Source organism: Alteromonas sp. ALT199 (assembly GCF_018619335.1).
GTDB lineage: Bacteria > Pseudomonadota > Gammaproteobacteria > Enterobacterales > Alteromonadaceae > Alteromonas.
Window position 1 is genome coordinate 66,494 of sequence record NZ_JAHHDX010000117.1, and the last position, 24,506, is coordinate 90,999.

Annotated in this window: 26 protein-coding genes and 2 tRNA genes; 15 read left to right on the forward strand and 13 right to left on the reverse strand. The window is 44.6% G+C overall.

The annotated features are described in order from the left end of the window. Positions 1-278 precede the first annotated feature (278 nt). The 4 genes from KL866_RS12730 to orn form a co-directional block, all read right to left on the reverse strand. Positions 279-1,073, reverse strand: a complete 795-nt coding sequence (locus KL866_RS12730) for a hypothetical protein (RefSeq protein ID WP_214995306.1) — start codon at positions 1,071-1,073, stop codon at positions 279-281. Between the two features lie 446 nt (positions 1,074-1,519). After that, a tRNA-Gly gene (locus tag KL866_RS12735) sits at positions 1,520-1,595 on the reverse strand. 161 nt (positions 1,596-1,756) lie between these two features. Beyond that, positions 1,757-1,832, reverse strand: a tRNA-Gly gene (locus KL866_RS12740). Positions 1,833-1,933: 101 nt separating this feature from the next. Beyond that, positions 1,934-2,479 (reverse strand): oligoribonuclease, encoded by a 546-nt coding sequence (gene orn, locus KL866_RS12745; RefSeq protein ID WP_214995308.1) that lies wholly within the window; start codon positions 2,477-2,479, stop codon positions 1,934-1,936. Between the two features lie 86 nt (positions 2,480-2,565). Here orn and rsgA point away from each other — a divergent pair, with 86 nt between their 5' ends. The 4 genes from rsgA (at position 2,566) to KL866_RS12765 (ending at position 6,437) form a co-directional block, all read left to right on the forward strand. Next, positions 2,566-3,609 carry a small ribosomal subunit biogenesis GTPase RsgA gene (gene rsgA, locus KL866_RS12750; protein ID WP_025256756.1) on the forward strand — a complete coding sequence of 348 codons (1,044 nt, stop codon included), beginning with the start codon at positions 2,566-2,568 and terminating at the stop codon, positions 3,607-3,609. A gap of 246 nt (positions 3,610-3,855) precedes the next feature. Beyond that, the gene (gene asd / locus KL866_RS12755) at positions 3,856-4,833 is read left to right on the forward strand and encodes an archaetidylserine decarboxylase (protein WP_025256757.1); all 978 of its coding nucleotides are present in this window, start codon (positions 3,856-3,858) and stop codon (positions 4,831-4,833) included. A gap of 3 nt (positions 4,834-4,836) precedes the next feature. Further along, complete coding sequence (locus KL866_RS12760) at positions 4,837-5,712, forward strand: DMT family transporter (RefSeq protein WP_025256758.1); 876 nt, start codon at positions 4,837-4,839, stop codon at positions 5,710-5,712. Between the two features lie 32 nt (positions 5,713-5,744). Continuing rightward, positions 5,745-6,437 (forward strand): glycerophosphodiester phosphodiesterase, encoded by a 693-nt coding sequence (locus KL866_RS12765; RefSeq protein ID WP_214995309.1) that lies wholly within the window; start codon positions 5,745-5,747, stop codon positions 6,435-6,437. A gap of 93 nt (positions 6,438-6,530) precedes the next feature. Here KL866_RS12765 and KL866_RS12770 read toward each other — a convergent pair whose 3' ends face one another. Further along, on the reverse strand, positions 6,531-6,959 hold the full coding sequence (locus tag KL866_RS12770) for a MerC domain-containing protein (protein ID WP_214995311.1): 429 nt from the start codon (positions 6,957-6,959) through the stop codon (positions 6,531-6,533). A 159-nt stretch (positions 6,960-7,118) separates the two neighbouring features. After that, entirely contained in the window at positions 7,119-8,045 is a 927-nt protein-coding gene (locus tag KL866_RS12775; RefSeq protein ID WP_214995313.1) for a divergent polysaccharide deacetylase family protein, read from the reverse strand. Between the two features lie 254 nt (positions 8,046-8,299). On the opposite strand from KL866_RS12775, the gene KL866_RS12780 reads away from it, so the two are divergent. Then, complete coding sequence (locus KL866_RS12780; RefSeq protein WP_025256762.1) at positions 8,300-8,638, forward strand: hypothetical protein; 339 nt, start codon at positions 8,300-8,302, stop codon at positions 8,636-8,638. 22 nt (positions 8,639-8,660) lie between these two features. On the opposite strand, the gene KL866_RS12785 is transcribed toward KL866_RS12780, so the two are convergent. Further along, a complete protein-coding gene (locus tag KL866_RS12785) occupies positions 8,661-9,824 on the reverse strand; it encodes a murein hydrolase activator EnvC (RefSeq protein WP_214995315.1) in 1,164 nt (387 codons plus the stop codon). A 266-nt stretch (positions 9,825-10,090) separates the two neighbouring features. Between KL866_RS12785 and KL866_RS12790 the strand changes: the two genes are divergently transcribed. The 4 genes from KL866_RS12790 to gpsA all read left to right on the forward strand — a co-directional run bounded on the left by KL866_RS12790 (position 10,091) and on the right by gpsA (position 12,414). Next, positions 10,091-10,516 (forward strand): rhodanese-like domain-containing protein, encoded by a 426-nt coding sequence (locus KL866_RS12790; RefSeq protein WP_025256764.1) that lies wholly within the window; start codon positions 10,091-10,093, stop codon positions 10,514-10,516. A gap of 12 nt (positions 10,517-10,528) precedes the next feature. Then, the gene (grxC, locus tag KL866_RS12795; RefSeq protein WP_014948069.1) at positions 10,529-10,789 is read left to right on the forward strand and encodes a glutaredoxin 3; all 261 of its coding nucleotides are present in this window, start codon (positions 10,529-10,531) and stop codon (positions 10,787-10,789) included. Between the two features lie 61 nt (positions 10,790-10,850). Beyond that, positions 10,851-11,360: a protein-export chaperone SecB gene (gene secB, locus KL866_RS12800; RefSeq protein ID WP_025256765.1), complete on the forward strand. Its 510-nt coding sequence runs from the start codon at positions 10,851-10,853 to the stop codon at positions 11,358-11,360. 10 nt (positions 11,361-11,370) lie between these two features. Beyond that, positions 11,371-12,414: an NAD(P)H-dependent glycerol-3-phosphate dehydrogenase gene (gene gpsA / locus KL866_RS12805; protein WP_051511246.1), complete on the forward strand. Its 1,044-nt coding sequence runs from the start codon at positions 11,371-11,373 to the stop codon at positions 12,412-12,414. A gap of 56 nt (positions 12,415-12,470) precedes the next feature. On the opposite strand, the gene KL866_RS12810 is transcribed toward gpsA, so the two are convergent. From KL866_RS12810 to KL866_RS12830, 5 genes are all read right to left on the reverse strand, one after another. Beyond that, a complete protein-coding gene (locus tag KL866_RS12810; protein ID WP_025256767.1) occupies positions 12,471-12,863 on the reverse strand; it encodes a hypothetical protein in 393 nt (130 codons plus the stop codon). Between the two features lie 173 nt (positions 12,864-13,036). After that, positions 13,037-13,501, reverse strand: coding sequence for a tRNA (uridine(34)/cytosine(34)/5-carboxymethylaminomethyluridine(34)-2'-O)-methyltransferase TrmL (trmL, locus tag KL866_RS12815; protein WP_025256768.1), 465 nt, complete (start codon positions 13,499-13,501; stop codon positions 13,037-13,039). A gap of 200 nt (positions 13,502-13,701) precedes the next feature. Next, on the reverse strand, positions 13,702-14,670 hold the full coding sequence (locus KL866_RS12820; RefSeq protein WP_214995317.1) for an alpha/beta fold hydrolase: 969 nt from the start codon (positions 14,668-14,670) through the stop codon (positions 13,702-13,704). A 66-nt stretch (positions 14,671-14,736) separates the two neighbouring features. Beyond that, positions 14,737-16,095 carry an ATP-binding protein gene (locus tag KL866_RS12825; protein ID WP_214995318.1) on the reverse strand — a complete coding sequence of 453 codons (1,359 nt, stop codon included), beginning with the start codon at positions 16,093-16,095 and terminating at the stop codon, positions 14,737-14,739. Then, on the reverse strand, positions 16,095-16,838 hold the full coding sequence (locus KL866_RS12830; protein WP_025256771.1) for a response regulator transcription factor: 744 nt from the start codon (positions 16,836-16,838) through the stop codon (positions 16,095-16,097). Before KL866_RS12830 ends, KL866_RS12825 begins: the two co-directional genes overlap by 1 nt. Before the next feature lie 210 nt (positions 16,839-17,048). Here KL866_RS12830 and KL866_RS12835 point away from each other — a divergent pair, with 210 nt between their 5' ends. Then, a complete protein-coding gene (locus KL866_RS12835; RefSeq protein ID WP_214995320.1) occupies positions 17,049-17,879 on the forward strand; it encodes a Spy/CpxP family protein refolding chaperone in 831 nt (276 codons plus the stop codon). An 86-nt stretch (positions 17,880-17,965) separates the two neighbouring features. Here KL866_RS12835 and KL866_RS12840 read toward each other — a convergent pair whose 3' ends face one another. Next, positions 17,966-18,376 carry a methylglyoxal synthase gene (locus KL866_RS12840; RefSeq protein ID WP_025256773.1) on the reverse strand — a complete coding sequence of 137 codons (411 nt, stop codon included), beginning with the start codon at positions 18,374-18,376 and terminating at the stop codon, positions 17,966-17,968. Positions 18,377-19,032: 656 nt separating this feature from the next. Between KL866_RS12840 and argC the strand changes: the two genes are divergently transcribed. The 5 genes from argC to argH all read left to right on the forward strand — a co-directional run bounded on the left by argC (position 19,033) and on the right by argH (position 24,496). Continuing rightward, complete coding sequence (gene argC, locus KL866_RS12845) at positions 19,033-20,046, forward strand: N-acetyl-gamma-glutamyl-phosphate reductase (RefSeq protein WP_214995321.1); 1,014 nt, start codon at positions 19,033-19,035, stop codon at positions 20,044-20,046. Next, positions 20,043-20,888, forward strand: a complete 846-nt coding sequence (gene argB, locus KL866_RS12850) for an acetylglutamate kinase (protein ID WP_214995323.1) — start codon at positions 20,043-20,045, stop codon at positions 20,886-20,888. The genes argC and argB overlap by 4 nt, the downstream gene beginning before the upstream one ends. Next, a complete protein-coding gene (locus KL866_RS12855; protein WP_025256776.1) occupies positions 20,885-21,796 on the forward strand; it encodes an ornithine carbamoyltransferase in 912 nt (303 codons plus the stop codon). Before argB ends, KL866_RS12855 begins: the two co-directional genes overlap by 4 nt. Positions 21,797-21,833: 37 nt before the next feature. Next, on the forward strand, positions 21,834-23,039 hold the full coding sequence (locus KL866_RS12860) for an argininosuccinate synthase (protein WP_025256777.1): 1,206 nt from the start codon (positions 21,834-21,836) through the stop codon (positions 23,037-23,039). Positions 23,040-23,113: 74 nt separating this feature from the next. Next, positions 23,114-24,496, forward strand: coding sequence for an argininosuccinate lyase (gene argH, locus KL866_RS12865; RefSeq protein WP_025256778.1), 1,383 nt, complete (start codon positions 23,114-23,116; stop codon positions 24,494-24,496). Positions 24,497-24,506: the final 10 nt, after the last annotated feature.

Consider the following 24,506-nt stretch of genomic DNA (forward strand, 5'->3'; position numbering starts at 1 on the left):
CGCTTAAAAATGGCGCATTATGCATATTTACCCATTAAAATCCATTTAATATTCAAATAGGCTTATTTAAACCCGACTGAGTGCACATTTACTGTGCAGATAAGCTAATAAAATTTAGATTTATTGAGAAATGGATTGAATTCAAGGAGACCACGCACTAAATGAGTGCACACAGGGATGAATAAGGATTCATTACAGTGCGTAAGTGCAGGTAAAACAAGTATTGGAGAATGATATAACGCAAAACTTATACTTTGGTATAATTTTGAAAATAGCAGCTATTGTTGCTTGTTTAAATACTTATCAATGTGCATTTGAAAATTATTGTGGTCTCGACACTTCACCGTCCCCTGAACTGATTTAAGTGCGTAACCCGCTACAGTAGGAAAATCGCGATCCTCAATCGTTACGCCCTTATTTTTACTGAGGGCGCCAAATAACTTTCCTTTCAAAGTGCTGCAATCCACAACAATTTCAATGCTTTCGAGAAAATCTTCGTTTTCATTATTGTAGTAATTAGAAAGTTTGGGGTTTCTTTTCATATTTAAACGGGCTTTGTTTGAAGATGATTGATTAGCGATGTCTTTCAAACGTTTTGCGTTCAAACGATGAATATAGTTTTGTGTCGCATCTTGGACTCTCAGCCTAACATCGTTTGTCTTTACGTTAGGTTGTGGTGACATTTCTTTTTCCAAAGGTGCTTGTGGCGCTTCAGGTTCATTTTTCTCTCTACTAGCGATTGGGATGCTTTCCCTCACTTTTGCCTCTTTTATGCCAACACCAACCTCTAAACCGGTATTAGTCTCATTGACTAATTTTGGCTTACTCTCGACCTTTCTGGGAATAGTTGGTGGCTGCAATAAAACTGCCTTTAACAAAAGCGGAAACAAACGTTGCTGACGAACAGGTTTGTTATCTGTGGTAAATGCCAATGCTAGTAACAATCCACCATTGATACCAAATGAAAGTAAAAGCGCACGAAGCGTAGAGGCCTTAGGCAGGCCCACTTGAGCGAAGCAGCTCCTCTCAAGCTCATATCTATCAATCCTTGGCTCTACCATTAATGCACCCATCCATAAAAGCACCTAGTAGTTGAGCATTAACAAAGCAGAAAGTTCAGATAGCTTTCACTTACAAATTAACTGCGATTATGGGATATGAATACTGAAAAAAAGTCTGGAGCGGGAAACAGATTTGATCTCGTTGTGAAGCAATGGCCGAGACTATGTCGCGGGCCCTTCAAAGGGTCGCATTGATACGGTAATCGAAGGCTGTTACAAAAATAGAAGTGTAAAAATTTGGAGCGGGAAACGAGATTTGCCAACTGGCCGACACTCGGTCGCGGGCCCATCAAGGGGTCGCATCAATACATCTGCAAATGTTTATATTTTCGTGAGGTTTTAAAATTTGGAGCGGGAAACGAGATTCGTCAACTGGCCGACACTCGGTCGCGGGCCCTTCAAAGGGTCGCATTGATACGGTAATCGAAGTCTGTTACAAAAATAGAAGTGTAAAAATTTGGAGCGGGAAACGAGATTCGAACTCGCGACCCCGACCTTGGCAAGGTCGTGCTCTACCAACTGAGCTATTCCCGCATAGAGTCGATGCTTTGCATCTTATAGATACTTACCTATGGTAAGTGAATTTAGAGCGGGAAACGAGATTTGCCAACTGGCCGACACTCGGTCGCGGGCCCACTAGGGGTCGCGTTTTTCACGCCCACTGAAAGTAAAGACTACTATCAGCTTTTTAAATTTGGAGCGGGAAACGAGATTCGAACTCGCGACCCCGACCTTGGCAAGGTCGTGCTCTACCAACTGAGCTATTCCCGCAACAAAAGAGGTACTTCGTTTGAAGTGGTGCGCATTTTACAAAAATTTTGGGGTAACGCAACCTTTAATTCTACTTTTTTTGCACCTCGACGTCTGAATGCTTAAATCGTAAACACTTTCTCTCGATAATAGCGCATTTCTTCAATAGACTCGCGAATATCATCTAGCGCTAAGTGCACCCCTTTTTTTTCGAAACCATCTAAGATTTCAGGCTTCCAGCGGCGCGTTAGCTCTTTTATTGTGCTTACATCAACATTTCTGTAGTGAAAGTAATCTTCAAGCTCTGGCATGTACTTCACCATAAACCGTCTGTCTTGCCCAATGGTGTTTCCACACAATGGTGATTTGCCTGCATCTACCCACTGCTCTAAAAAGGCGATGGTTTGTGCAGACGCCTCTTCTACGCTTACTTTACTTTCTCGGCAGCGCGCAGTTAATCCACTTTCCCCGTGAACTCGTGTGCACCACTCGTCCATATTGTTTAACACATCATCGCTTTGATGTACCGCAATTACAGGGCCTTCAGCCAAAATATTAAGCTGCGCATCGGTAACTATGGTGGCAATTTCCATTACTACGCAGGTTTCAGGATCTAACCCTGTCATTTCCATGTCTATCCAAACAAGGTTACTGTCGTGTTTACTCATTACTTTCCTCTTTGCGCTACAGACATGGCAACCATGCCCTACAAACGGTATTATTGACATAGTATACGTGAAACTAGAAAAGAATCGTGGCGAAAAAACCAAAACTTACACAACGACAGAAACGACAAGTTGCAGCGAACAGAAGCAAACGCTTGCGTGAAAAGCACGGCGCTAAAGATGCTTCGAGTCTGGACGAAAGCGCGTTAGAGAGCGGTACTGTAATTGGCCGCTTCGGCAAACATGCCGATGTTGAAGATAGCAATGGCGAAGTTTCCCGCTGCCATATTCGCCGTACGGTCGACTCTGTAGTGTGTGGCGACAAGGTGTTTTTCAGCAAAGGGGATGACGCTGAGTCGGGTGTAAGGGGTGTTATTGAAATAGTAAAAGACAGGCATTCTGTACTTACCCGCCCCGATTATTACGATGGCATTAAACCCATTGCGGCAAATATCGACCGTATCATTGTGGTTAGTTCAATATTGCCCTCTCTTTCACTGAATATTATCGACCGCTATTTAGTGGCTTGTGAAGATATCGGTATTACTCCACTTATTGTGCTTAACAAAGTTGAGTTGCTTAGCGATGAAGAACGCGCAAACGTTACGGAGCAGCTTAAAACCTACGAAAAACTGGGCTACGAAGTACTTTTCACCAGCTGCAAAACTAGCGAAGGGATCAACACACTTAATGAATACCTTAACGATAATATCAGCGTTTTCGTAGGGCAGTCGGGCGTTGGTAAATCGAGCCTTATTAACCAAGTACTGCCAGACGCCGATGAGTTAACGGGTGACATTTCAGATAACTCAGGGCTTGGTCAGCATACAACCACCGCGGCTAAGCTGCTTCACTTACCGGCTGGGGGCGATTTAATTGATTCTCCAGGGGTACGTGAATTTGGGCTGTGGCACATACCTACCGAGCGAATTACATGGGGCTTTATTGAGTTCAGAGATTATTTGGGCGGCTGCAAATTCAGAGACTGCAAGCACTTAAATGACCCCGGCTGCATATTAAGAGAAGCTGTTGAAGAAGGAAAAATTAGCGCTGAACGCTTCGACAGCTACCATAGAATTTTGACGACCATGGAAGAGCAGCGCCCCAGCCATAGTCAGCCACCAGGGGCATAAGCTTTACGTTAGGACTATCTCCCGACTAAAGCATTAAGATGATTGAGCGAATAAAAAGTAGCCCCCTTTTTTTGCATCTACTAGTTATTCAAAACCGGTGTAAATCTTTGGTTGTGTGAACCATGTGCTTATGCTTTTGTGTAAGCACTCATAACCCTAAAGTTGCTCTTAATACTACGACTTACTATACAATAGCGCTATCTATGCAATGCGTTATTGTTTGCATAAAAGAAACGGAGATATTTTGTGTTAGATTGGCTTAAAGTTAATTTACAATACGTTACACCAAAGCACCTGCTTTCACGCTTTGTGGGTAAACTTGCAGAAGCGGAAATGGGTAGCGTGACCACCTTTTTCATCAAGCTGTTTATCAAGCAATATAATGTTGATATGACTGAAGCTTTGCATGAAAACCCCGAACATTACCGAAGCTTCAATAAGTTTTTCACGCGCCCACTCAAACCTGAAGCGCGAACCATTGACGAAAACAATGACGTACTAATCCACGCCGTTGACGGCACGGTAAGTCAGTTTGGCGACATTCATAGCGACAGTATTTTTCAGGCTAAAGGTCATGATTTTAGCTTAACTACGCTGTTAGGCGGAAAGCCCGACGTCGCAGCGCCATTTAAAGATGGTAAATTTGCTACCATTTATCTTGCACCTCGCGATTATCACAGAATCCATATGCCCGTTGAGGGCACCCTAACTGACATGCTGTATGTGCCAGGCGAACTGTTTTCAGTAAACCCACTTACCGCACAAAATATTCCGGGGCTTTTCGCACGTAACGAACGTGTTGTGGCACTGTTTGATACGCCTGTGGGCAAAATGGCGATGGTGCTAGTAGGCGCAACTATTGTTGCAAGCATTGAAACCGTTTGGGCGGGAACAGTTACGCCTCCTGCAGGTAAAAACGTTCAGCACTGGTCATATGAAAAAGACACAGAAGCTGCGGTTTTTCTTGAAAAGGGTGCAGAGCTTGGCCGCTTTAAGCTAGGTTCGACCATTGTGGTATGTTTTGAAAAAGACATGATTAACTTTGAAGACATTGCGCCGGGTATGGTTACGCGCCTAGGTGAGCCTATGGCTTTAAAAATGTCTTCACAAGAAGTTGACTCAACTGAGCAGGCTAGCGAAACTGTGGCTCAAACTAAAGATGAGCTCGATAACGACGTGGTCGAGACTAGAAAGGGAACACCATCTGAGGGCGCTGACAGCTAATTTATGGATGCTGTTAAAAAAAGCCTGATTTCGCTTCACCTCACTGTTATTTTATTAGGTGGTACAGCCCTTTTCTCAAGGCTTGTACCACTTAGTGCTAGTGATATTACTCTGGTACGCTCGGTATTTGCTTGCATCGCCCTGTTAGCATTTTTAAAACTGACCGGGAGTAAAATAAAGCTAAATTCCAGAAAGGATTACGGCGTTGCTCTTGGTCTAGGGATTTTGATGGCGCTACACTGGGTGACCTACTTTGCTGCAATGCAATATGCCGGCGTATCTGTGGGCATGATTGCGCTATTTACCTTTCCTGTCATTACAGTGCTTATCGAACCTTTTTTCGAACGTGTTAGGCTGGTGTGGCAGGACATTGTATCTACGTTAACGGTAGTCATTGGTGTTTATTTAATTGTGCCTGAAACCTCATTGGAAAATGACATTACCCTTGGGGTGCTCATCGGTATTGCTTCTGCCATTTTGTATTCGTTTAGAAACCTGATTCATCGAAAGCATTTTAAACACTACAGCGGTGCGCAAGCTATGGCATGGCAAACCTTAGTTATCAGTGTATTGATGCTGCCAATAGGCAGTGCAGAAATAGCCTCGGCATCAACGAACTCTTGGCTAATGCTGTTACTTTTAGGCACTGTATTTACCGCGCTTCCCCACGCCCTTATTGCGGCGAGTCTGCGCCACTTGCGGGCAAAGACTTTTTCACTTATTGCCTGTATGCAGCCGCTGTACGGTGTTTTTCTTGCCATCATTTTACTCAACGAAAAGCCCGGTTTAAGCGCACTGCTAGGCGGCATTCTTATAACGTCGGCGTCAGTCTATGAAACGCTCAACACGCATAAGTTACACAGCGCGAACGATAAGTAACGTTCGTTCTGAGAATTGAGAAGGGAATGTAGATGCTAATTTTTGCCCACCGAGGCGCCAGTAAAGCGGCACCAGAAAATACCGTGAAAGCGTTTAAACTGGCTTTCGAGCAAGATGCTGACGGCATTGAGTTTGATACTTACCAACACGAAAGTGGCATTATTGTTTTTCACGATAGAACCCTTACACGCAGAGCCCGCGAGACAGGTTATTTATTAGATACGCCGTGGCAGTCTCTCAAAGAAATGAACATTGGTGATGGAGAGCGCATCCCTTCTCTTTACGAAACGCTTAAATGCGTTCCAGGTAGTAAGTGGTGCAACATTGAAATTAAGTACTTACACGATGTCGATAGCTGGGTAAATGACGTTAAAGCGGCGGTGAAGCAAAGTAACATTAGTGCTGACAAGCTACTTATATCTTCATTCAACCATCACTGGCTTAAAGCGATTGCACGTCTTTGGCCTGAAGTAAAAATTGGCGCTTTAACCGCAAGCTACGAACTAGACTGCACGGCCAGCGCGCGGGCCCTTAGCGCTTATTCGGTAAATATCGCGCTAGACGCCGTTGATAAGCAGTTTGTGCAAACGGCATTGCAGGAAGGTTTTGATGTATTCGTTTATACGGTAGACGAACCTAGAGATATGCTAATGCTTAAAGAGTGGGGGGTAACCGGCATATTCACTAACCTGCCAGATGTAGCTCTTAATACGCTATCTGATTAGGTAGCGCGTTTTACAGTGCTTATATTCTAATAATTTCACCAGATAAAAAAAAACGAGCCATTGGCTCGTTTCTTAAAGACTCTATTTTTCTAACTACTTAAATTCAGTAGATAAGTGGTCCGAAAACACTGTATCTTTGCAGCACTTGCACTGTCTACACAAGCGCATATTAATCCAGTGGCCAGCTACAATCAGCCCCGCACCTACCGCGATAGTAAACGGCTCGTAATGATGCCCTAAAATATCTTTATACCAATAGATTGCGCCACCAGTAAACAGTAGTGCAAGCGGGTAGTATTTACCGTGGTAGCGAATGGCACCACTGATCAAGGCTACCGCCCCAACAATCAGTGAGAACGTTAGAATAGTTCTTTCAAACCATACTTGCGCAAAAAAGCTAGAACCGATAAGCGGTAACAGAGGCACCAAAACAGGAAGCGCAAGGCAATGCAGCGCACACAAGCTCGACACCCAAATGCCAAGTTTGTCTAGTTTTGTTGGATTCTCGTCAATTGGAGTCATTACTCTAATTACCACCGTGCTTGAAAATATATACGCGAATTATTCGCCAGAGACGTTATATTATAACAGACTCACGAAAATGAGAAACGTTCACCACATTAAATTTTGATCTTATCGAGATTAAAATAGACTAATTAAGTAAGAAAAAAGACGAAGATATTACTCGTTTGGCGCTGTAGCCGAGCGTTCAGTCATCTCTTTGGAAAAGGTACTCTCTTTGGACAAAGTACTCTGCACAAAGCCACTACTAACAAAAGTATTCTGTTCACTTATTTCAGAGCCGATTTTCTTTACATCTAAACGAGTGAGTTGAGCAGTTTGATTCCGTTCTTTACCAAACTGTTTAGCCACTTTAGGTGCGTGTGAAAAATAGTCAGCTACGGAAGTAAGAGTAAAACCCTCTTTTTCAAGGGCGGGTAAATGCGTATTTAAAAAACTGACAGTTTCTGGGTGAGGGTGACCAATCACTACAACGTGCCCATTCTTTTTAGCGATCCGCTTCATTTGGTTAAACTGCTTTAGTAAGAACGCTGGCTCTAATTTATGGTCCAGAAATACCTGTCTGCTTGCGCTAGGCACACCTAAGCGCTGCGCAATTTCTTCACCTTTAGTTAGCACAGTGGTTCTGCTGTCTACAAAGAACAGGCCCTGGCGCTTCACCTCTTTTAACAGTGCTTCCATTCCTTCTTGCTGACCGGTAAATGCACTTCCCATGTGGTTATTTACGCCTACCGCGTTTGGCACACTTTTCATCGCTTTGCGCAAATTGTAAGTAATAGCGCCTGCAAACATATCTGTGGTTAACCCGAGCGGCCCCATGTTTTTACCGTTTTGGGCTTGCATGGGCATATGAAGCATAACCGCTCTGCCCTCTTGCTCAGCGCGGTGCGCAATTTCAGATGCCAATGGAGTTTGTGGAAGTATGGAGAACGTGATTTCTTTAGGGAGAGAGAAAGCAGCGACATCGGACGGCCTGTATCCCAGGTCATCTAATATTATTATTATGTCTGACTTTGCGTTTACTTTAGGGCTAATTAGCCCGCATAAAACAAAGATTATACAAGGCATTAGCAGACGCAAAAGCATCTAGATCACATCCGTTTTTCATCATTATTATTAAGCGCACTGTGTGAATGTATTCACTTTAACGTTAAGCATACCAACAACAAACGCACTTTCAACAAAACTAAGGCTTTTATTACTGCCTTATTACAGGTAGATCATAAACAACTTTCGTAAAGGGAGGTAAATGTTGCGTAAATCTAGTGCTACGCACTAAAAAAATCAGTGAGAGGTCGATATTTTATGGTTAACGACCACCTAGCAAATAAGGTTTCACTATGATTTCAGGTATTAATGATTCTTCAGCAGCACAACAACTAAGACCAAGTACTCCACCACCGCCACCAAAGGGGCAGCAAACATCACTTACTGATGAGCAAACTCAGACTTTGGAATCGATTTTAGAGCAATACGACGCTGACTCATTAACCAGTGACAACGCGACATCTATTGTAGAGCAATTGAAAAGTGAAGGCATAGAGCCAAGCAAGGCACTAGAAAGTGCGCTTAGTAGTGCAGGTTTCGATGCTACGCAAATTGGGGAACTGGCTGGCTTAGGTGAAGGTAAACCGCAACGCCCTTTACCAGATACAGCGACGTTTGAAGTCACTGCTTAGAAATTATTGTGGCGTTAACGATTTAATCCAGCCAGGATTTTGGATTTAGCGCTTTGCCTTTGTGGCGAATTTCAAAGTAGAGGTTAGGATATTCCTGACCGCCACTTCGGCCCACTAGGGCAATACGCTCACCTTGCCTTACATCATCACCAGCTTGTTTAAGCAATGCTTGATTGTGACCGTAGACGCTCATATAGCCCTCGCCATGATCGATAATAGCGACTAAACCAAACCCTCGCAGCCAATCGGCGTACAAAACTCGACCAGGCGCAATGCTGTTAACGGGGTCGCCCTCAGCACCATCTATTACAATACCTTTCCAAGATACCTGTCCTTGGCGGCGACTACCGAATAAATTACGTATTCTGCCTTTCACTGGCGCGGGAAGCTTACCCTTTCGTTTGGCAAGCCCATTCATGCTGAACTCAGCAGCACGAGCGGCACGTTCAGCAGCAATACGCGCTGCTTCAATAGCACCTCTAAGCGCTTTCTCATCTGCTTGTAATGAAGCAATACGCTGATTTTCCGAAGCAATGGTTTTATTTATTTTCTTGAGCGTTGCTTTGCGATCGGCTTGCCTGGTGATAAGTACTGCCCGTTGGCCTTCTTGCTCATCTTTGAGCTTAGCGAGGGACAATGCTTTTTCACTGAGTTCGGCGGTAACTTCTTCCAGCCTTGCGACATTACTTCTAAAACTCTCAATTTCTTTTTGGCGGGCTTTTGCTACGTACTGGTAATAGGTAATGACACGTTCAAAAGTACGCGCATCATCTTGATAAAATAACATTTTAGCGTAGTCATAGTGACCTGCCATGAATGCACTTTTGAGCTGACTAGCCAATAAAGATTGTTGTTTGCGAATAGCAACTTTGAGTGCGCCTTGTTCTTCTTCAAGCTTGGCCTCTTCTTGCTTAACGCTTTTTAGCGCTTGTTCGGTGGTAGATAACGCTTTCGCTACTTTTGCTATCTCAAGCTCTGAAGCCTTCAGTACGTCTTTTAGCTCTTGTGCGCTCGCTTTATTATTTTCAAGCACTTGCTGTCGTGCGCGTAACTCAACCTGCAGTTTAGCAAGCTTTTCTTTTTGCACATTAGCGCCATTATCCTGCGCTACAGCATCGCTTCCAATCGGCACGATAGCCAGGGCAACCATAAACCCAATGATTGAAAGAAATGAACGTAAAAACATAACGTGCGCTTATAACCTCTGCTTTTTAAATGATGGTTAACTGCCAGACCAGCTGTATTTCACCACTACTATTACTAACAACATCTAGTGTATCTGACGGCTTCCCATATGCCCAGTGCAATTTATCCGTAATATCAATCATCTAAAGTATTTACGATCGAGACATGGTGACTGTCTCTTAGCTAACTGAAAGGTAAGCTGGTTTCTCGCCCATTTTTCTATATACTTTGCACTCTTTTCATGGTCTGTAGACAGGGTTAGAGGTAATGGATCAACTAATAGAATTTGCTAGCAACAATATTATTCTTGCTGGTATTTGGGTTGCGCTGATTGCCATGTTGATATTTAGCTATATCAGTGCATGGACATCTTCAGTAAAAGAGTTAAGTACACACGAAGCAACGCTTTTAATTAATAAAAATGATGCAATAGTGTTAGACACGCGACCTGCAAAAGAGTTTAAAGCTGGCCACATTTTAGGTGCCAGACAAATTAAACCTGAAGAAGTGCGTGAGAAGAACTTTAAGAAACTTGAAAACAGCAAAGACAAACCCATTATCGTAGTATGCGCTATGGGTAATCAGGCTCGTGGTACAGCCAATGCGATGCTTAAAGAAGGCTTCGCGAATGTGAATGTATTAAAAGGCGGAATGAATGCGTGGCAAAGTGCCAGCCTTCCCGTTTCTAAATAATAGGTAACCTTTATGAGCAAAGTAGAACTTTACACCAAGGGTCATTGCCCCTACTGCCACCGTGCAAAAGCACTGTTAACGCAAAAAGGTGTAGAATTTATTGAATACCCAATAGATGTTAAGCCTGAACTACGCGACGAAATGATTGAGCGCGCTAATGGCGGCTGGACTGTTCCACAAATTTTCATTGACGATCAGCACGTTGGTGGCTGTGACGATATGATGGCTTTAGAAGCACAAAGCAAACTAAACCCTATGCTGGGTTTAGCGTAAGCGTCAGCGCATACAGCAACGCACTACATTAAATTAAAACGACAATTAAATAGGAAATACCATGGCTGACGAAAATCAGACAAATCCCGGTGAAGCAGCAGGCGCACAAGCGCAACAAGGTGCTCAGTTCAATATTCAGCGTATCTATACAAAAGACATTTCTTTTGAATCTCCAAACGCACCAGCTATTTTCACTAAAGAGTGGAAACCGGAAATTAAATTAGACATCGACACTAGCACCAACAAGCTAGAAGAAAACGTATTTGAAGTTGTACTTTCAGTTACCGTGACAGCAACACTAGGTGAAGAAACAGCATTTCTTTGCGAAGTACAACAGGCAGGTATTTTTGCTATTGGCGAAATGCCAGACCAAAACAAAGCCCACACGCTAGGCTCATTCTGTCCGAATATGCTTTTCCCATATGCGCGTGAAACTATTTCTAACTTGGTTAACCGTGGTACCTTCCCTCCACTTAACCTTGCGCCTGTTAACTTTGACGCTATCTTTGCGGCTTACGTGCAAAAACGTGCACAGCAAGCGCAAGGTGAAGCGCCAAAAATGGACGCCTAATTAGGTGAACATGAAGCAGGTGAAAATGAAGTCGAATTCGGTTTCTGAGTCGGTTTCAGTATCTGTTTCAGTATTGGGGGCGGGGTCGTATGGCACCGCCCTTGCTTTTTGTCTTGCCAGAAATGGCAACCCTACGCTACTTTGGGGTCGTGATGAAAAGCACATTGCTGAAATGGAATCGAGCCGAGAGAACAGCCGTTATCTTCCTGGCGCAACCTTTCCCGATTCACTGGTTGTTAATGCCAACTTAGAAAAAGTGGTAGCTGCCAGCCAAGACATTTTGGTGGTTGTGCCTAGCCATGCATTTGCGGCAATGCTTCAAAGCTTAAAGCCTTTGCTTAAACCACATCAACGCATTATTTGGGCTACCAAGGGGCTTGAACCTAAGACTGGTCGTTTGCTTCGCGATGTGGCGGAAGAAATCCTAGGGACTGATTATCCCTTAGCTGTTTTATCTGGGCCTACTTTTGCTAAAGAAATGGTTGCAGGCTTACCTACTGCTATTTCACTGTCTTCTACCGACGATACCTTAAGTGACGAGTTTGCGGCCAAATTACATTGCGCAAAGTCGTTCCGGGTTTATAAAAACTCCGACTTTACCGGTGTTCAACTAGGTGGTGCGGTTAAAAACGTTATCGCTATTGGTGCGGGCTTAGCCGACGGCCTTGGGTTTGGTGCTAACGCACGTACGGCGTTAATTACCCGGGGCTTGGCAGAACTAACTCGTTTAGGCGTTAAGCTGGGTGCTAACCCAGAAACCTTTATGGGTATGGCTGGCCTTGGCGATTTAGTATTAACCTGTACTGACAACCAGTCGCGTAATCGACGCTTCGGCTTGGCATTGGGCCAAGGAAAGAGTGTAGATGTTGCCATTGAAGAAATTGGTCAGGTTGTTGAAGGTTACCGCAATACAGAAGAAGTGCATGTATTATCTAAGAAGGTGGGTGTAGAAATGCCTATTTGCGAACAGATATACGCTGTGCTCTATCATGGTAAGTCACCGAAAGAAGCTGCCTTAGCCCTGCTTGGTCGAGATTTGAAAAACGAAGCGTAATCTCATTACGCTTCGTTTTACTTCCTGCTAACGGCCTGGTCATTCAGACTAAATATCTATCGCCCTTCCCTCACTACAACAACTTTCTTGTTACCTTGGTAGCTATGCTGATTTCGTTTATAACGTTTAGCTTTTTTTACGTTTTTATAGGGTGAATCTACTACCACATAACGATTTCCATATTTGCGATAATAACGGTTATTCGCAACGTAAAAACGATGATTGTCGATAACCTCTACCCTATGGGCACGTGGTAACACATTAATGAATAGTCCAATTTCAGGTACGCTAATTGTTACGTCAACTATAGAGCGAGCAGGCTGCGTGACAACAGTTACCGTTTCGTTCACCCCTCTTTTACCGTAAGAGTGATGGCCTGAGTGTGCGCTAGCCTGACCTGCCATTATTAAACAAACGCCCGTAATGATACTTAATGCTATACGTTTCATAATGCTACTCCTAACTTATTTGTGACTGTTCGAAGGCTATATTAATGAGTGAAACTGAACGAAAACTGACTCTGGTGCGCTTTACGCCATCTTTACATAGGACATAAAAAAGCCCTGATGCTACAGGGCTTCTTTCAAATGGATGTTTTCAGACTGCTTTTACGTACCTTCTACTATCGGGCACCGTCGTAGCCCAATTGGCGCCAGCTTTCATAAACAAACACAGACACCGCATTAGACAAATTCATACTGCGGCTGTCAGGCAGCATAGGAATGCGAACGCGCTGCTCTGGAGGTAGCGATTGAATGTAATCGTCCGGTAAGCCGCGGGTTTCAGGGCCAAATATGAGTGCATCGCCTTTTTTATAAGATACATCACTATGAAACGCTTTGCCTTTTGTTGTACAGGCGAATACTCGCTTCGGTTTTGCATCTTCAAGGTAGGCTTCTAAGTTTGCATGGCGCTTAACGTGAGCAAATTCATGATAATCTAAACCTGCACGTCGTACTCGCTTGTCGTCCCACTCAAAACCTAAGGGCTCGATTAGGTGTAGTGTGAACCCACTGTTTGCACATAGGCGGATAATATTTCCCGTATTAGGCGGGATCTCTGGCTGATAAAGTACGACATCAAGCATGTTCTTTTAAACTACCTTCACTATTAATAACCGATTTATTCTATAACGAAACACAGCAACTCATCACCTCCACTAACGCTTTTTAACACGAGTGAGGGCAAATCAATGACACGTGGGTGTCTTGATACAGATGTTCATGCTAGGTAGCTTGCACCAACGAGAGCGCATTATGCCATCCTTGATAGGCCTTTATCTATCAACTATTCAGCAGTCAAGAAGTCTAGAATTCGAGAAAGAGAGCGCTCGCGAATGTCGTCTGACTCGGTAAATAATTCATGGTAAGCCCTTGGTATAATTTCAAGCTCCGCATTTGGCATCAGGTGTGCCACCCGCCGTTGGCGCTTATTATCTATTATGGCGTCGTCGTCAGCGCTTAATACTAGTGCTGGGGTAGTGATTGCCCCCGCACTATTTTCAATCCTATTCATGGCCTGATGGGCTGCGGCCAACCACTCAGTAGTTACCCCACCAAGCTGGATATTCTGCTCTTCATCATAAAGCTCGCGAAACAACGCATAACGGGTTTTACTATGGGTAAGCTTATTCAAAGAAAAAGGAAACGCGATATACGGGGTTTGCCCAAAGAAGTAGCCTGCATCGGCTTTTTTCATTCTATTCACCGCAAGACCAGTGCGAATTAAACCGTTTGCCAACCAATTGGGCAATGAAGGTTTAATACCGAACATGGGGGATGCCAATACGGCTTTAGAAAACAAATTGGGTAAACGCAATAGCGTAAGCGCACCAATAGCGCCGCCCATTGAATGGCAAACTAACAACAAAGGGCCTTGTTGCATAGGCTTGACGATAGACTCAACGAAGGCAACGAAATCGTCTACATAGTCAACGAAATCCGCAACATAACCGTGTTGGGGATCCCGTGTCATTCTGTCTGACAGGCCTTGCCCTCGGTGATCAAGAATAAAAACGGCAAAGCCATTTTGATAGAGGTCGTAAACAAATTCTTTGTATTTTAAGTAAGACTCTATACGACCAGAACAAATAACGATGGTTGCTCGAGGCGTTTCAGGAATACAGTAGGCATAACGTACTTTAATGTCATCTTTGCCAGTGAAGTGGCTTTCAATAACACTCTCCTGCCAAAACGGGTTAATGTGAGTGGCAAAGGTGCTGGCTAAATTCTCTTCCGACGTGAACGTCCAGTTCATAAATACCCTATAACGGTCAATTTGCGCTCGTTGTGAAGCTACATACTACAGGCAAAGCAAAGGTTATTACTTTGGGAATGACAGAGTTACTCGCAGCCCACCGCGCTCAACAGGTTCAGCTATAATTCGCCCATGATGCAACTCAACCGCCGCTTTTGCAATGGATAAACCTAGCCCAACACCTCCTGACTCTCGCTCTCTGGCAAGCGTAGCTCGGTAAAAAGGTGAAAATATACGTTCGCATTCTTCATCTGTCAGGCCATCTCCGTCATCGGTAATATGAATGCACCATTGTTTAGCATCTTCGCTAAAGGATATATGCGTTAAGAACTCACTATGTCGTATGGCGTTACGCAGAACATTTTCCACAGCGCGGCAAATCATCATACTGTCAACAACGACAAACTTTTTGGGAATTTCATCAATTTTCAGCTGCTTGTTTTTATTAGCTGCCTCAAAATTCGCATCAGTAAAGACATCGTTGAGCACTAGCGAAAGCATTTGTTTTTCCATTGTCGCTTCACCAGCTTCTGCACGGCTTAGTGTAAGCAACTGGCCCACCAGTGCTTCCATGCGGTTAGCCTCTCGTTCAACTCGAGAAAGGGTTTCAGGGTCTACGTTTTGTTGATGAGCGAGCCCGAGTGCCATTTGTAAACGGGCCAAGGGGGAACGAAGTTCGTGAGATACATCGGCTAATAAGCGCTTTTGTGCTGCCCACATAGACTCTAATTGCTCAGCCATTTTATTAAAGTCACGAGAAAGCTGCCCTAGCTCGTCCTGTCGTTTAGCGGCTCTGCCTACTCGCGCTTGCCAGTCACCGCTTGCTATGCGTTTCGCTGAGCTTTGGATGCGCAGAATGGGGTTAGTCAATGACTTTGCAAACAGCCAACTCAACACTATTGTAGTAATCAACGCGATAGTAAGAAACAGTAAAATTGGAGGTGTTTGCTTATCAGGTATTTCGAGTCTCACTGAAAAAAGCGCAAATCGCGTATTGTTCCGTTCGAAGAAAACTGGCCCTAGTATTTTAAACGCCCCGCGCTTTACTGCTATGGGTGACGTTTGATTTACTAATCGAAGTAAATCATCCCTATCTTCATTACGAAGCGGAGGACCACCGGCTGGTATAATACGGTTATCACTAATATCGATAGCCACCATTCTAGCTCTCCGTTCACGAGAATGGCGTTCTAGCGCTCCGCGTAATGGTGCATCTTGGAAACGATCCTCTTGTATGCGCTCCACCACTTGATTAAGAGCAGCAACTTCACGTGGCTTTATGGGTACAATTTCCAGGTCTTCAAAGAAAAGGCGGCTGCCCCATATAGCCAATAAGGCAGTTACAATGAATGTGGCCCAAAACCAAAGAAACAATCGGCCCATAATGGCCCGCGTTGGGCTTATACTGCGTAACAGTTTTACCATCAATGGCTTCCAACAATTAACATATACCCTACACCTCTGATGGTCTTAATTTTTTCATCTCTGGCCACTGCACCGATTTTCTTGCGCAAGTTACTCACGTGCATATCAATACTTCTATCAAAAGCTTGTAATGGCTTACCCAGTATCTTTAAGCTTATCTCTTCTTTCGTTACTCGCTGAGCAGCATTGAGCATTAACAGGCGCAGAATTAAAAATTCGGTTGTTGTGAGCGTTAGCTCGACATCATCTACTTTCGCTAGCTGACTGCTTGGGCTTAAAATGATACCGTTGACGAACAAGTCTTGTTCAGCGGCTCCGCCCGTTGATGATAAATTATGACGTCGCACTATAGCCTTTATACGCGCAACGAGCTCCCTGTGGTTAAAGGGCTTAGGTAGATAGTCATCGGCTCCCATCTCAAGGCCTAGAATGCGGTCGTAGTCATCGCCTCTCGCGGTAAGCATAAGCACTGGCGTACTGTGGCTTGCTCGAAGCTTTTTCAATACGTCAAACCCATCCATTTTAGGCATCATCACATCAAGCAATATCAGGTCGTAATGACGTCCAGACACCGCTTCTGATAATCCCTCTTGGCCATCATTACGCACTTGCACCTGATACCCCATGCCCGATAAGTACGTAGAAAGCATTTCTGTAAGTTCTAGGTCATCATCAATAACAAGGATAGACTGCAAGTGAAAATCTGTACTCATGGTATTAAACTCTTTAACTGCTAGATTCATGAAAATGCCTGTAAATTGGATAAAACTCAACCTACGTCTTCGGTGTGCTTCGCCTTAAGCTTACAAACAACACTGACAAAACGCGTACTATATCTTTTCAGACCTTTACAATCACAATTCGGTTTTACCTTTACATAAGCTTTACACTGCATTGACTGCATTTTTAGTCGCGCACGCTACGATTAGTTTGTCCGAAAAAAGGAGACGACAATGAAAAAGTTATTAATTGCTAGTGTAACAGTAGCATCCATTGGCTTAGGTGGCCTCGCACTGGCGCAGCCAGCAGGGCCTGGTATGCGTCACCACGAACCGGTTAAAGAAATTGTTAAGCATCTTCGCGGCATTAGCTTAAGTGACGCTCAGCGCGAGGAAATAAAAACACTCGTAAGCGCATTTAAAGACGCTAACCCTCGCCCTGAATTTGTTGATATTGAAAAGCCTACCCTGGATTTTGCTACCGCCACTGATGCCCAGATCCGCGCTTTTATTCAAAACCAGATTGAAGAGCGTGAATCTAAACATTTTGCTTTTGCTCAACTGCGTCACGATATCTACAACGTTCTGAATAAAGAGCAGCAAGCAACTCTCTTAGCTAGAGACGCTAAAAGAGAATTAGATAAACAAAAACATCGCGATTCTTTTGTAAAACAAGACCAACGCTTTGCTAAAAGAATGGAGCGTGAAGGTAAAGGTCCTAAACGCAAGCCTAGGGACTTTATGTTTGAAGGCATTAAATTAAGCGACGAACAAGTAGCGAGCCTTGCAGAACTTCGCGAGTCATTCAAAGATACATCGAAAACGAATAGAGAGACACTACGTAGTTTTAAAGACGCCCTGCGCGACCTGGTTAGAAGCCAGTCTTTTTCTCAAGACACCTGGGACGCGCTTATCGCCCAATACAAAGACGATATTGTTAGTGCGGGCGTTGAAAAGGCCAAGCAGCGTCAAGCCATGTTTCAAGTGCTAACAGCTGAGCAGCAAGCAGAGCTAAAAACACGGCGTGAAGACGAACGTAAGCTACATGAGCTATTTAAGCCATAAATCTTATTGATATCTTACCCACCGTAAAAAGCGCTGGCTTCGGCCAGCCTTTTTTATAAATGATTCGCCATTGCACCCCTTACTTTCTAGAAGTTGGGTTTAACTGGCTTGTATTCAGGAGATAGGAAGAGCGGTGATGTGATCACCAAATCCGCCGTGGCTGGCGTGCAAGCTACTGGTACGTTCCATACTGAACACAGTCGCAGTAGTGCTTTTACGTCGGGGTCGTGGGGCGCTGGATTCAATGGGTCCCAAAAGAAGAATAGTGCGTCTAGCTTGTTTTCGGCGATCAACGCGCCTATTTGCTGGTCCCCACCAAGCGGGCCACTTTTATAGCGTGTAACCTCTAATCCGGTTTCGCCGGCAATTAAGCCTCCCGTTGTTCCTGTCCCCACCAAGTTACACTGCTTAAGCACGTCAATATGCTGTTTAACCCATGCCAGCAATTCGGGCTTCTTATGATCGTGCGCCACCAGCGCTAAAGTAAGTTTGCTCATTTTATTTTCCGAGTTTAATCCCAACAACCTATTTTCACAGTTCTCTGCTTAGGCCTGTAGCGACCTATCATTTATAACTGTCTAATTTTATACGCCGCTTGTGTTTTACAACTAGGGCCTGTTGATCTTTGCAAAAACAGACTTAATTCTTAGCTTATTAAGCATCAACGCTGCCATTAATAAGTACAAGTACTATTTATTAGAAGCCAAATATAAATATTCAGTTCTATTGGTCTTGTTGTCAACTTACTGTCATAACTATAAATATATTATTGGCTATCTTTTTTATTACTTAAACCATCGAAAACCACATAAAAATATTTATACATTTTTATTGCATAAAAATTCAAATTAGATACACTAGTCGACGGTTAAAGCATCCAACCCGCAAATTTGCGGTTGAAACATGATAGGAATTGATGATGACACAACCAACTCGCGTTGTTGGTTCAACCACTAGCAACGATAAAGAGTTTACCTCTCCCCTGGCTGGCTACTCCATGCATAGCGCACGACGATGCGTGTGCACTCCTATGCTTACTCAGTAGCACACTTTTTACCTTTGTAATGTGGTCGCGGTTAGGCAAGGATATTCGCCCAACCAGTTTACAAAGGTAAAAAGTGATTTTTTTCTCCTTTTATTGAATTTTAAAATTATGTACAGCGTTTCAATTATTGGTGCCAGTGGTTACACAGGTGCACAACTTGTTCAGTTGGTTATTCAACATCCTAAACTCGAATTAGCGGGTACTTATGTATCTGAGAAAAGTAGCGATGCAGGTAAAAATATCGCACAGCTTCATGGCAACTTGGCCCATGTTAACGCTACGCTCACGCCTATCTCAGATGCTGCCCTAAAAGAGATGGCTAACGATGTTGATTTTATTTTTTTAGCAACGCCTCATGAGGCGAGCCACGACTGGATGCCTGTCTTATCTTCAGGTAAAGCTAAGGTACTTGATTTATCAGGCGCCTTTAGACTGAAAGACACCCAAGTTTTCGAACAGTTTTATGGCTTCCCTCATACGCAGGAGCAAAGTCTAGCTCAAGCCGTTTATGGCCTTGCCGAATGGCACGAAGCACAAATTGCCAGCGCAGATGTTATTGCTGTTCCGGGTTGCTACCCCACGGCGAGTCTTAGTGCACTTAAACCACTTGCTGAAAATAACTTGCTTGATACAAACGTACGCCCTGTAATTAACGCCGTTTCCGGCGTATCGGGTGCAGGCAGAAAAGCCAGTTTAACCACCAGCTTTTTTGAGGTCAGTCTTCAAGCATATGGCGTACTAGGTCATCGTCATACTCCTGAAATTGAAGCGTATTTAGGCACGCCCGTTATCTTCACGCCGCACCTTGGAAACTTCAAAAGAGGTATATTGGCAACGGTCACCGTGAAGGTTAAAGCTGGTACCACCAGCGAGCAGCTTGAACAAGCGTACACTGACGCCTATGCTGATAAACCTATTGTGCGTTTACGCACCAGTTTTCCAAAAATTGACGACGTTGCTCACACCCCATTTGTTGATCTTCACTGGAAGCTAGACGAAGCATCTGGATATGCAGTGGTTACCGCTGCTATAGACAATGTAATGAAAGGCGCAGCCTCTCAGGCTATTCAATGCCTTAATATAATGACGAAACAACCAATAGAAACAGGGTTAGTACTATGAGTGTTTCACCTATCGTAATCAAAGTTGGTGGTGCATTGCTTGACGATGCAGCAGCAATGACACGCTTATTTTTAAGCGTAAAAGAAGTTCAAGCCGCGCGCCCCGTAGTGGTAGTGCACGGTGGCGGCCCGTTAGTCGAAACCCTAATGGCAAGTCTTGGTCTTCAAAGTACAAAAATTGATGGCCTTCGCGTTACTCCCGATGAACACATGCCTTATATTTGTGGCGCACTTGCAGGCTCAGCGAACAAACAGCTTTGTGCTGCGGCACTTGCAACGGGTATTACTCCAGTAGGTTTATCGCTGCTAGACGGAAATATGGTGGTCTGCGAACCACTGGCTGATCAATATGGTGCGGTAGGTGTGCCTTCAACCGCTGATGCTTCGTTTTTACAAAACGTACTAGCGCAGTCGACACTTCCAGTAATTAGCTCTATTGGCTCAAGCCCTCAAGGTAGATTACTCAATGTAAATGCAGATCAAGCTGCCACGGTTATCGCCGAATTGCTTAACGCGGAGCTTTTATTACTTTCCAATGTTGAAGGTGTACTTGACTGTGATAAATCGCTAATTAGTGAACTTAACGCCGCAAGCATTGCGAAATATGCAGATGAAGGCGTGATCACTGACGGAATGAAAGTAAAAGTAGATGCGGCACTTGCGTCTGCAGAAAGCCTAGACCGCGCAGTTTACATTGCAAGCTGGGCAGCTGATATCAACGATATTTTAAATAAGAAAACGGGTACACAAATACTGCCCGCAGCTCTGACAAATACAAAGTCGACAAACGCTGATTTACCCCAAACCGACTTTACAAAAGGCAATGCCGGAGAAGTACAATGAAACAGGACCTACTCACCTTTGCAGACTGGACACCAGACGCAATGAAAAACTTGCTGCAATTGGCTGTAGAAATTAAACAAGCGCCAGCAAGTTACAGCAATGTGCTAGCGGGAAAATCAATTGTTGCCCTGTTTGAAAAGCCGTCATTGCGAACCCGCGTAAGCTTTGATATTGGTATCAACAAGCTTGGCGGCCACATGGTGTACTTAGATGCACAGTCGGGCAAATTAGCAGGTCGAGAAGATGCAGTGGATACTGCTGCTAACCTAGCCTGCTGGGCTGACGCTATCGTAGCTCGCGTGTTTTCGCACGAAACGTTAGAAACCTTTTCTCAGGCAGCAAATGTGCCAGTAGTTAACGCGCTGTGCGATAAATACCACCCATGCCAAGGCCTTGCCGATTACCTCACTATGTTTGAACGCTTTGGCAAGACCGAGGGTCTTACCATGGCTTACGTAGGCGATGGCAATAATGTGACCCATTCATTACTAATCGTTGGTGCGCTTTTAGGTTGCAACCAGGTTGTAGTGACACCAGAAGGTCACGAAGCGACGCCTGAAATTGTGGCACAAGCCAAAGCGATCGCCGAGAAAACCGGTGTATCGATTGTTGAAAGTACAGAGCTTAGTGCTGCTAACGGCGCAGACGTTATCTATGCGGATACATGGCTTTCAATGGGTGACGATACACCGCTTGAGGTGATCAAAGAGAAGTTCATGCCTTATCAGGTAAATGAAGCGTTAATGGAGGCAACGGGTGCAAGCTACGTCATGCATTGCCAGCCTGCCCATCGCGATTTAGAAATAACAGGCTCGTTAATTGATAGTGATAAGTCGCTATTAATGCAGCAAGCCGAAAATAGAATGCATGGCCAAAACGCCATTCTTACTCAATTACTTAATGCCTAAAAAGGCACCTAAAAAGACGCTTAAAAGGTTTACTTAGATGCAAAATGTTAAAAAAATCGTACTAGCCTATTCAGGCGGGCTTGATACATCAGCCATCATTCCATGGCTTAAAGAAAACTATGGCTGTGAAGTTGTCGCATTTGCGGCAGATGTGGGCCAAGGTGATGAAGAGCTAGAAGGTCTTCATGAAAAAGCCATCGCGTCTGGCGCGAGCGAATGCCACATTGTTGATTTGAAAGAAGAGTTCGTAAGCGAATATATCTTCCCAACTATCACCACTGGTGCGGTATACGAAGGCGAATATTTACTTGGTACGTCAATGGCACGCCCGGTAATCGCAAAGGCGCAAGTTGAGATTGCCCGCAAAGTGGGCGCGGACGCGCTATGTCACGGTTGTACCGGTAAAGGTAACGACCAGGTGCGTTTTGAAAGCACCTTTGCCGCGCTTGCCCCAGATCTTACCGTTATCGCGCCATGGCGTGAGTGGGATATGGTAAGCCGCGAAGACTTGCTTGCTTACCTAGCCGAGCGCAATATTGCGACAACAGCGTCTGCCACAAAAATTTACAGCCGTGATGCCAACGCATGGCACATTTCACACGAAGGCGGCGAGCTTGAAGATCCATGGCAAGAGCCTACCAAGCAAGTGTGGACCATGACGGTTGACCCTGAAGATGCCCCTGATGCCCCTGAGCGCGTAACCCTGTCTTTTGACGAAGGTAAGCTGACCCACGTTGATGGTGAAGCATTATCGCCTTATCAAGCACTTGTTAAACTAAACACAGTAGCAGCAGCGCACGGTGTTGGACGTATCGACATTGTTGAAAACCGCCTTGTAGGCATGAAGTCTCGTGGCTGTTATGAAACCCCTGGAGGCACTGTATTACTTAAAGCGTATAAAGCGCTAGAAACCATGGTGTTAGATAAAGCAGCACTTAAATACCGCGAGCAGATTGGTCTTGAATTCTCACACGTTATGTACGATGGTCGTTGGTTTACTGCCCTTAACGATGCACTGCTTGCTGGTGCTGCGTCTTTTGCTAAGAAAGTAACGGGTGATATTGTCGTTAAGCTTTATAAAGGCCAAGCTACCGTTACCCAGCGTAAATCGCCAAACAGCCTTTACTCTGAAGACTTTGCTACCTTTGGTGCTGACGATGTTTACGACCAGAAACACGCTGAGGGCTTTATCCGCTTATTCAGCCTTTCAAGTCGTATTGAAGCACTAAAAAATCAAGGTTAATTGTATCCCGCGCGTAGTTTTTAGTCGCTACGCGCAGGTAGCAAAGACATAAAACAGTATTTAAGGAGCATCACATGGCGTTGTGGGGTGGCCGGTTCGAGTCCGGTGCAAGTAGTATGTTTAAACAGGTTAACGACTCGCTGCCGTTTGACCAAGTTATGGCAAGCCAAGATATCCAAGGCTCTATCAGCTGGTCCCGTGCGCTGCATAAAGCAGGCGTACTAACCGCTGACGAACAAGCCCAGCTTGAAGCAGCACTTAGCGAGTTGAAAGCAAAAGCTGATGCAGGTGAATTAGACTTTAACGCATCGAGCGAAGAAGATATTCATAGCTTTGTAGAAGCTGCGCTTATTGAAAAGCTTGGTGACATTGGTCGTAAACTTCACACCGGGCGAAGCCGAAACGACCAAGTGGCCACAGACTTTCGCCTTTGGGTACGCGAGCATATTGCCTCACTTCGCGCAGATGTTTTAGGTGTTATTAAATCACTTCTAAATGCCGCAAGCCGTCATCAAGAAGCCATTATCCCAGGTTACACTCACCTACAACGTGCACAGCCTATTCACTTTGCACACTGGTGCTTAGCGTATGTTGAAATGCTAAAGCGTGACTTAAGTCGTTTAGACGACCTTAAAGTGCGTATGAATCAGTGCCCTTTAGGATCAGGCGCGCTAGCAGGCACCACGTTTCCTGTAGACCGCCACGCTATTGCAGAGGAACTGGGCTTTGACTCTCCGTGCCTAAATAGCCTAGATGCCGTGTCGGACAGAGACTTTGTGCTAGAGCTTTTATTTGTAGCCAGCACCAGCATGATGCACTTGTCACGTCTTGCTGAAGATATGATTTTTTATAACTCTGGTGAAGCTGGGTTCTTACAGTTAGGCGATAGCGTGACCTCAGGTTCATCGCTTATGCCACAGAAGAAAAACCCGGACGCGCTAGAGCTTATGCGCGGTAAATGTGGTCGTGTATTCGGCTCATTACAAGCACTTTTAGTTACTATGAAGGGCCTGCCTCTTGCGTATAACAAAGATATGCAAGAAGACAAAGAAGGCGCTATCGATACGGTAAATCAGTGGCATATTTGCTTATGCATAGCCAGCGAAGTGCTCGACTCATTGCAACTTAATGAAGAACGCTGTCGTACTGCAGCAACCCAAGGCTTTTCTAATGCAACCGAGCTTGCCGATTATCTGGTAGGCAAAGGTGTACCGTTTAGAACAGGCCACGATATCGCGGGTCGTGTAGTGCTTCAGGCGATAGATAAAGGCTGTGCTATTGAAGATTTGCCGCTAAGCGACATGCAGGCAATTTGCGATAAAATCGAAGACGATGTTTATCCAGTACTTCAATTGGAATACGGTGTAAACCAGCGCAACATCCTTGGTGGAACCAGCAAAGAAACAGTTACTAAAGCACTGTATCAAGAGTTGGAAGATTTGGATAAGCAAGGGTAGCGGTAAGGAA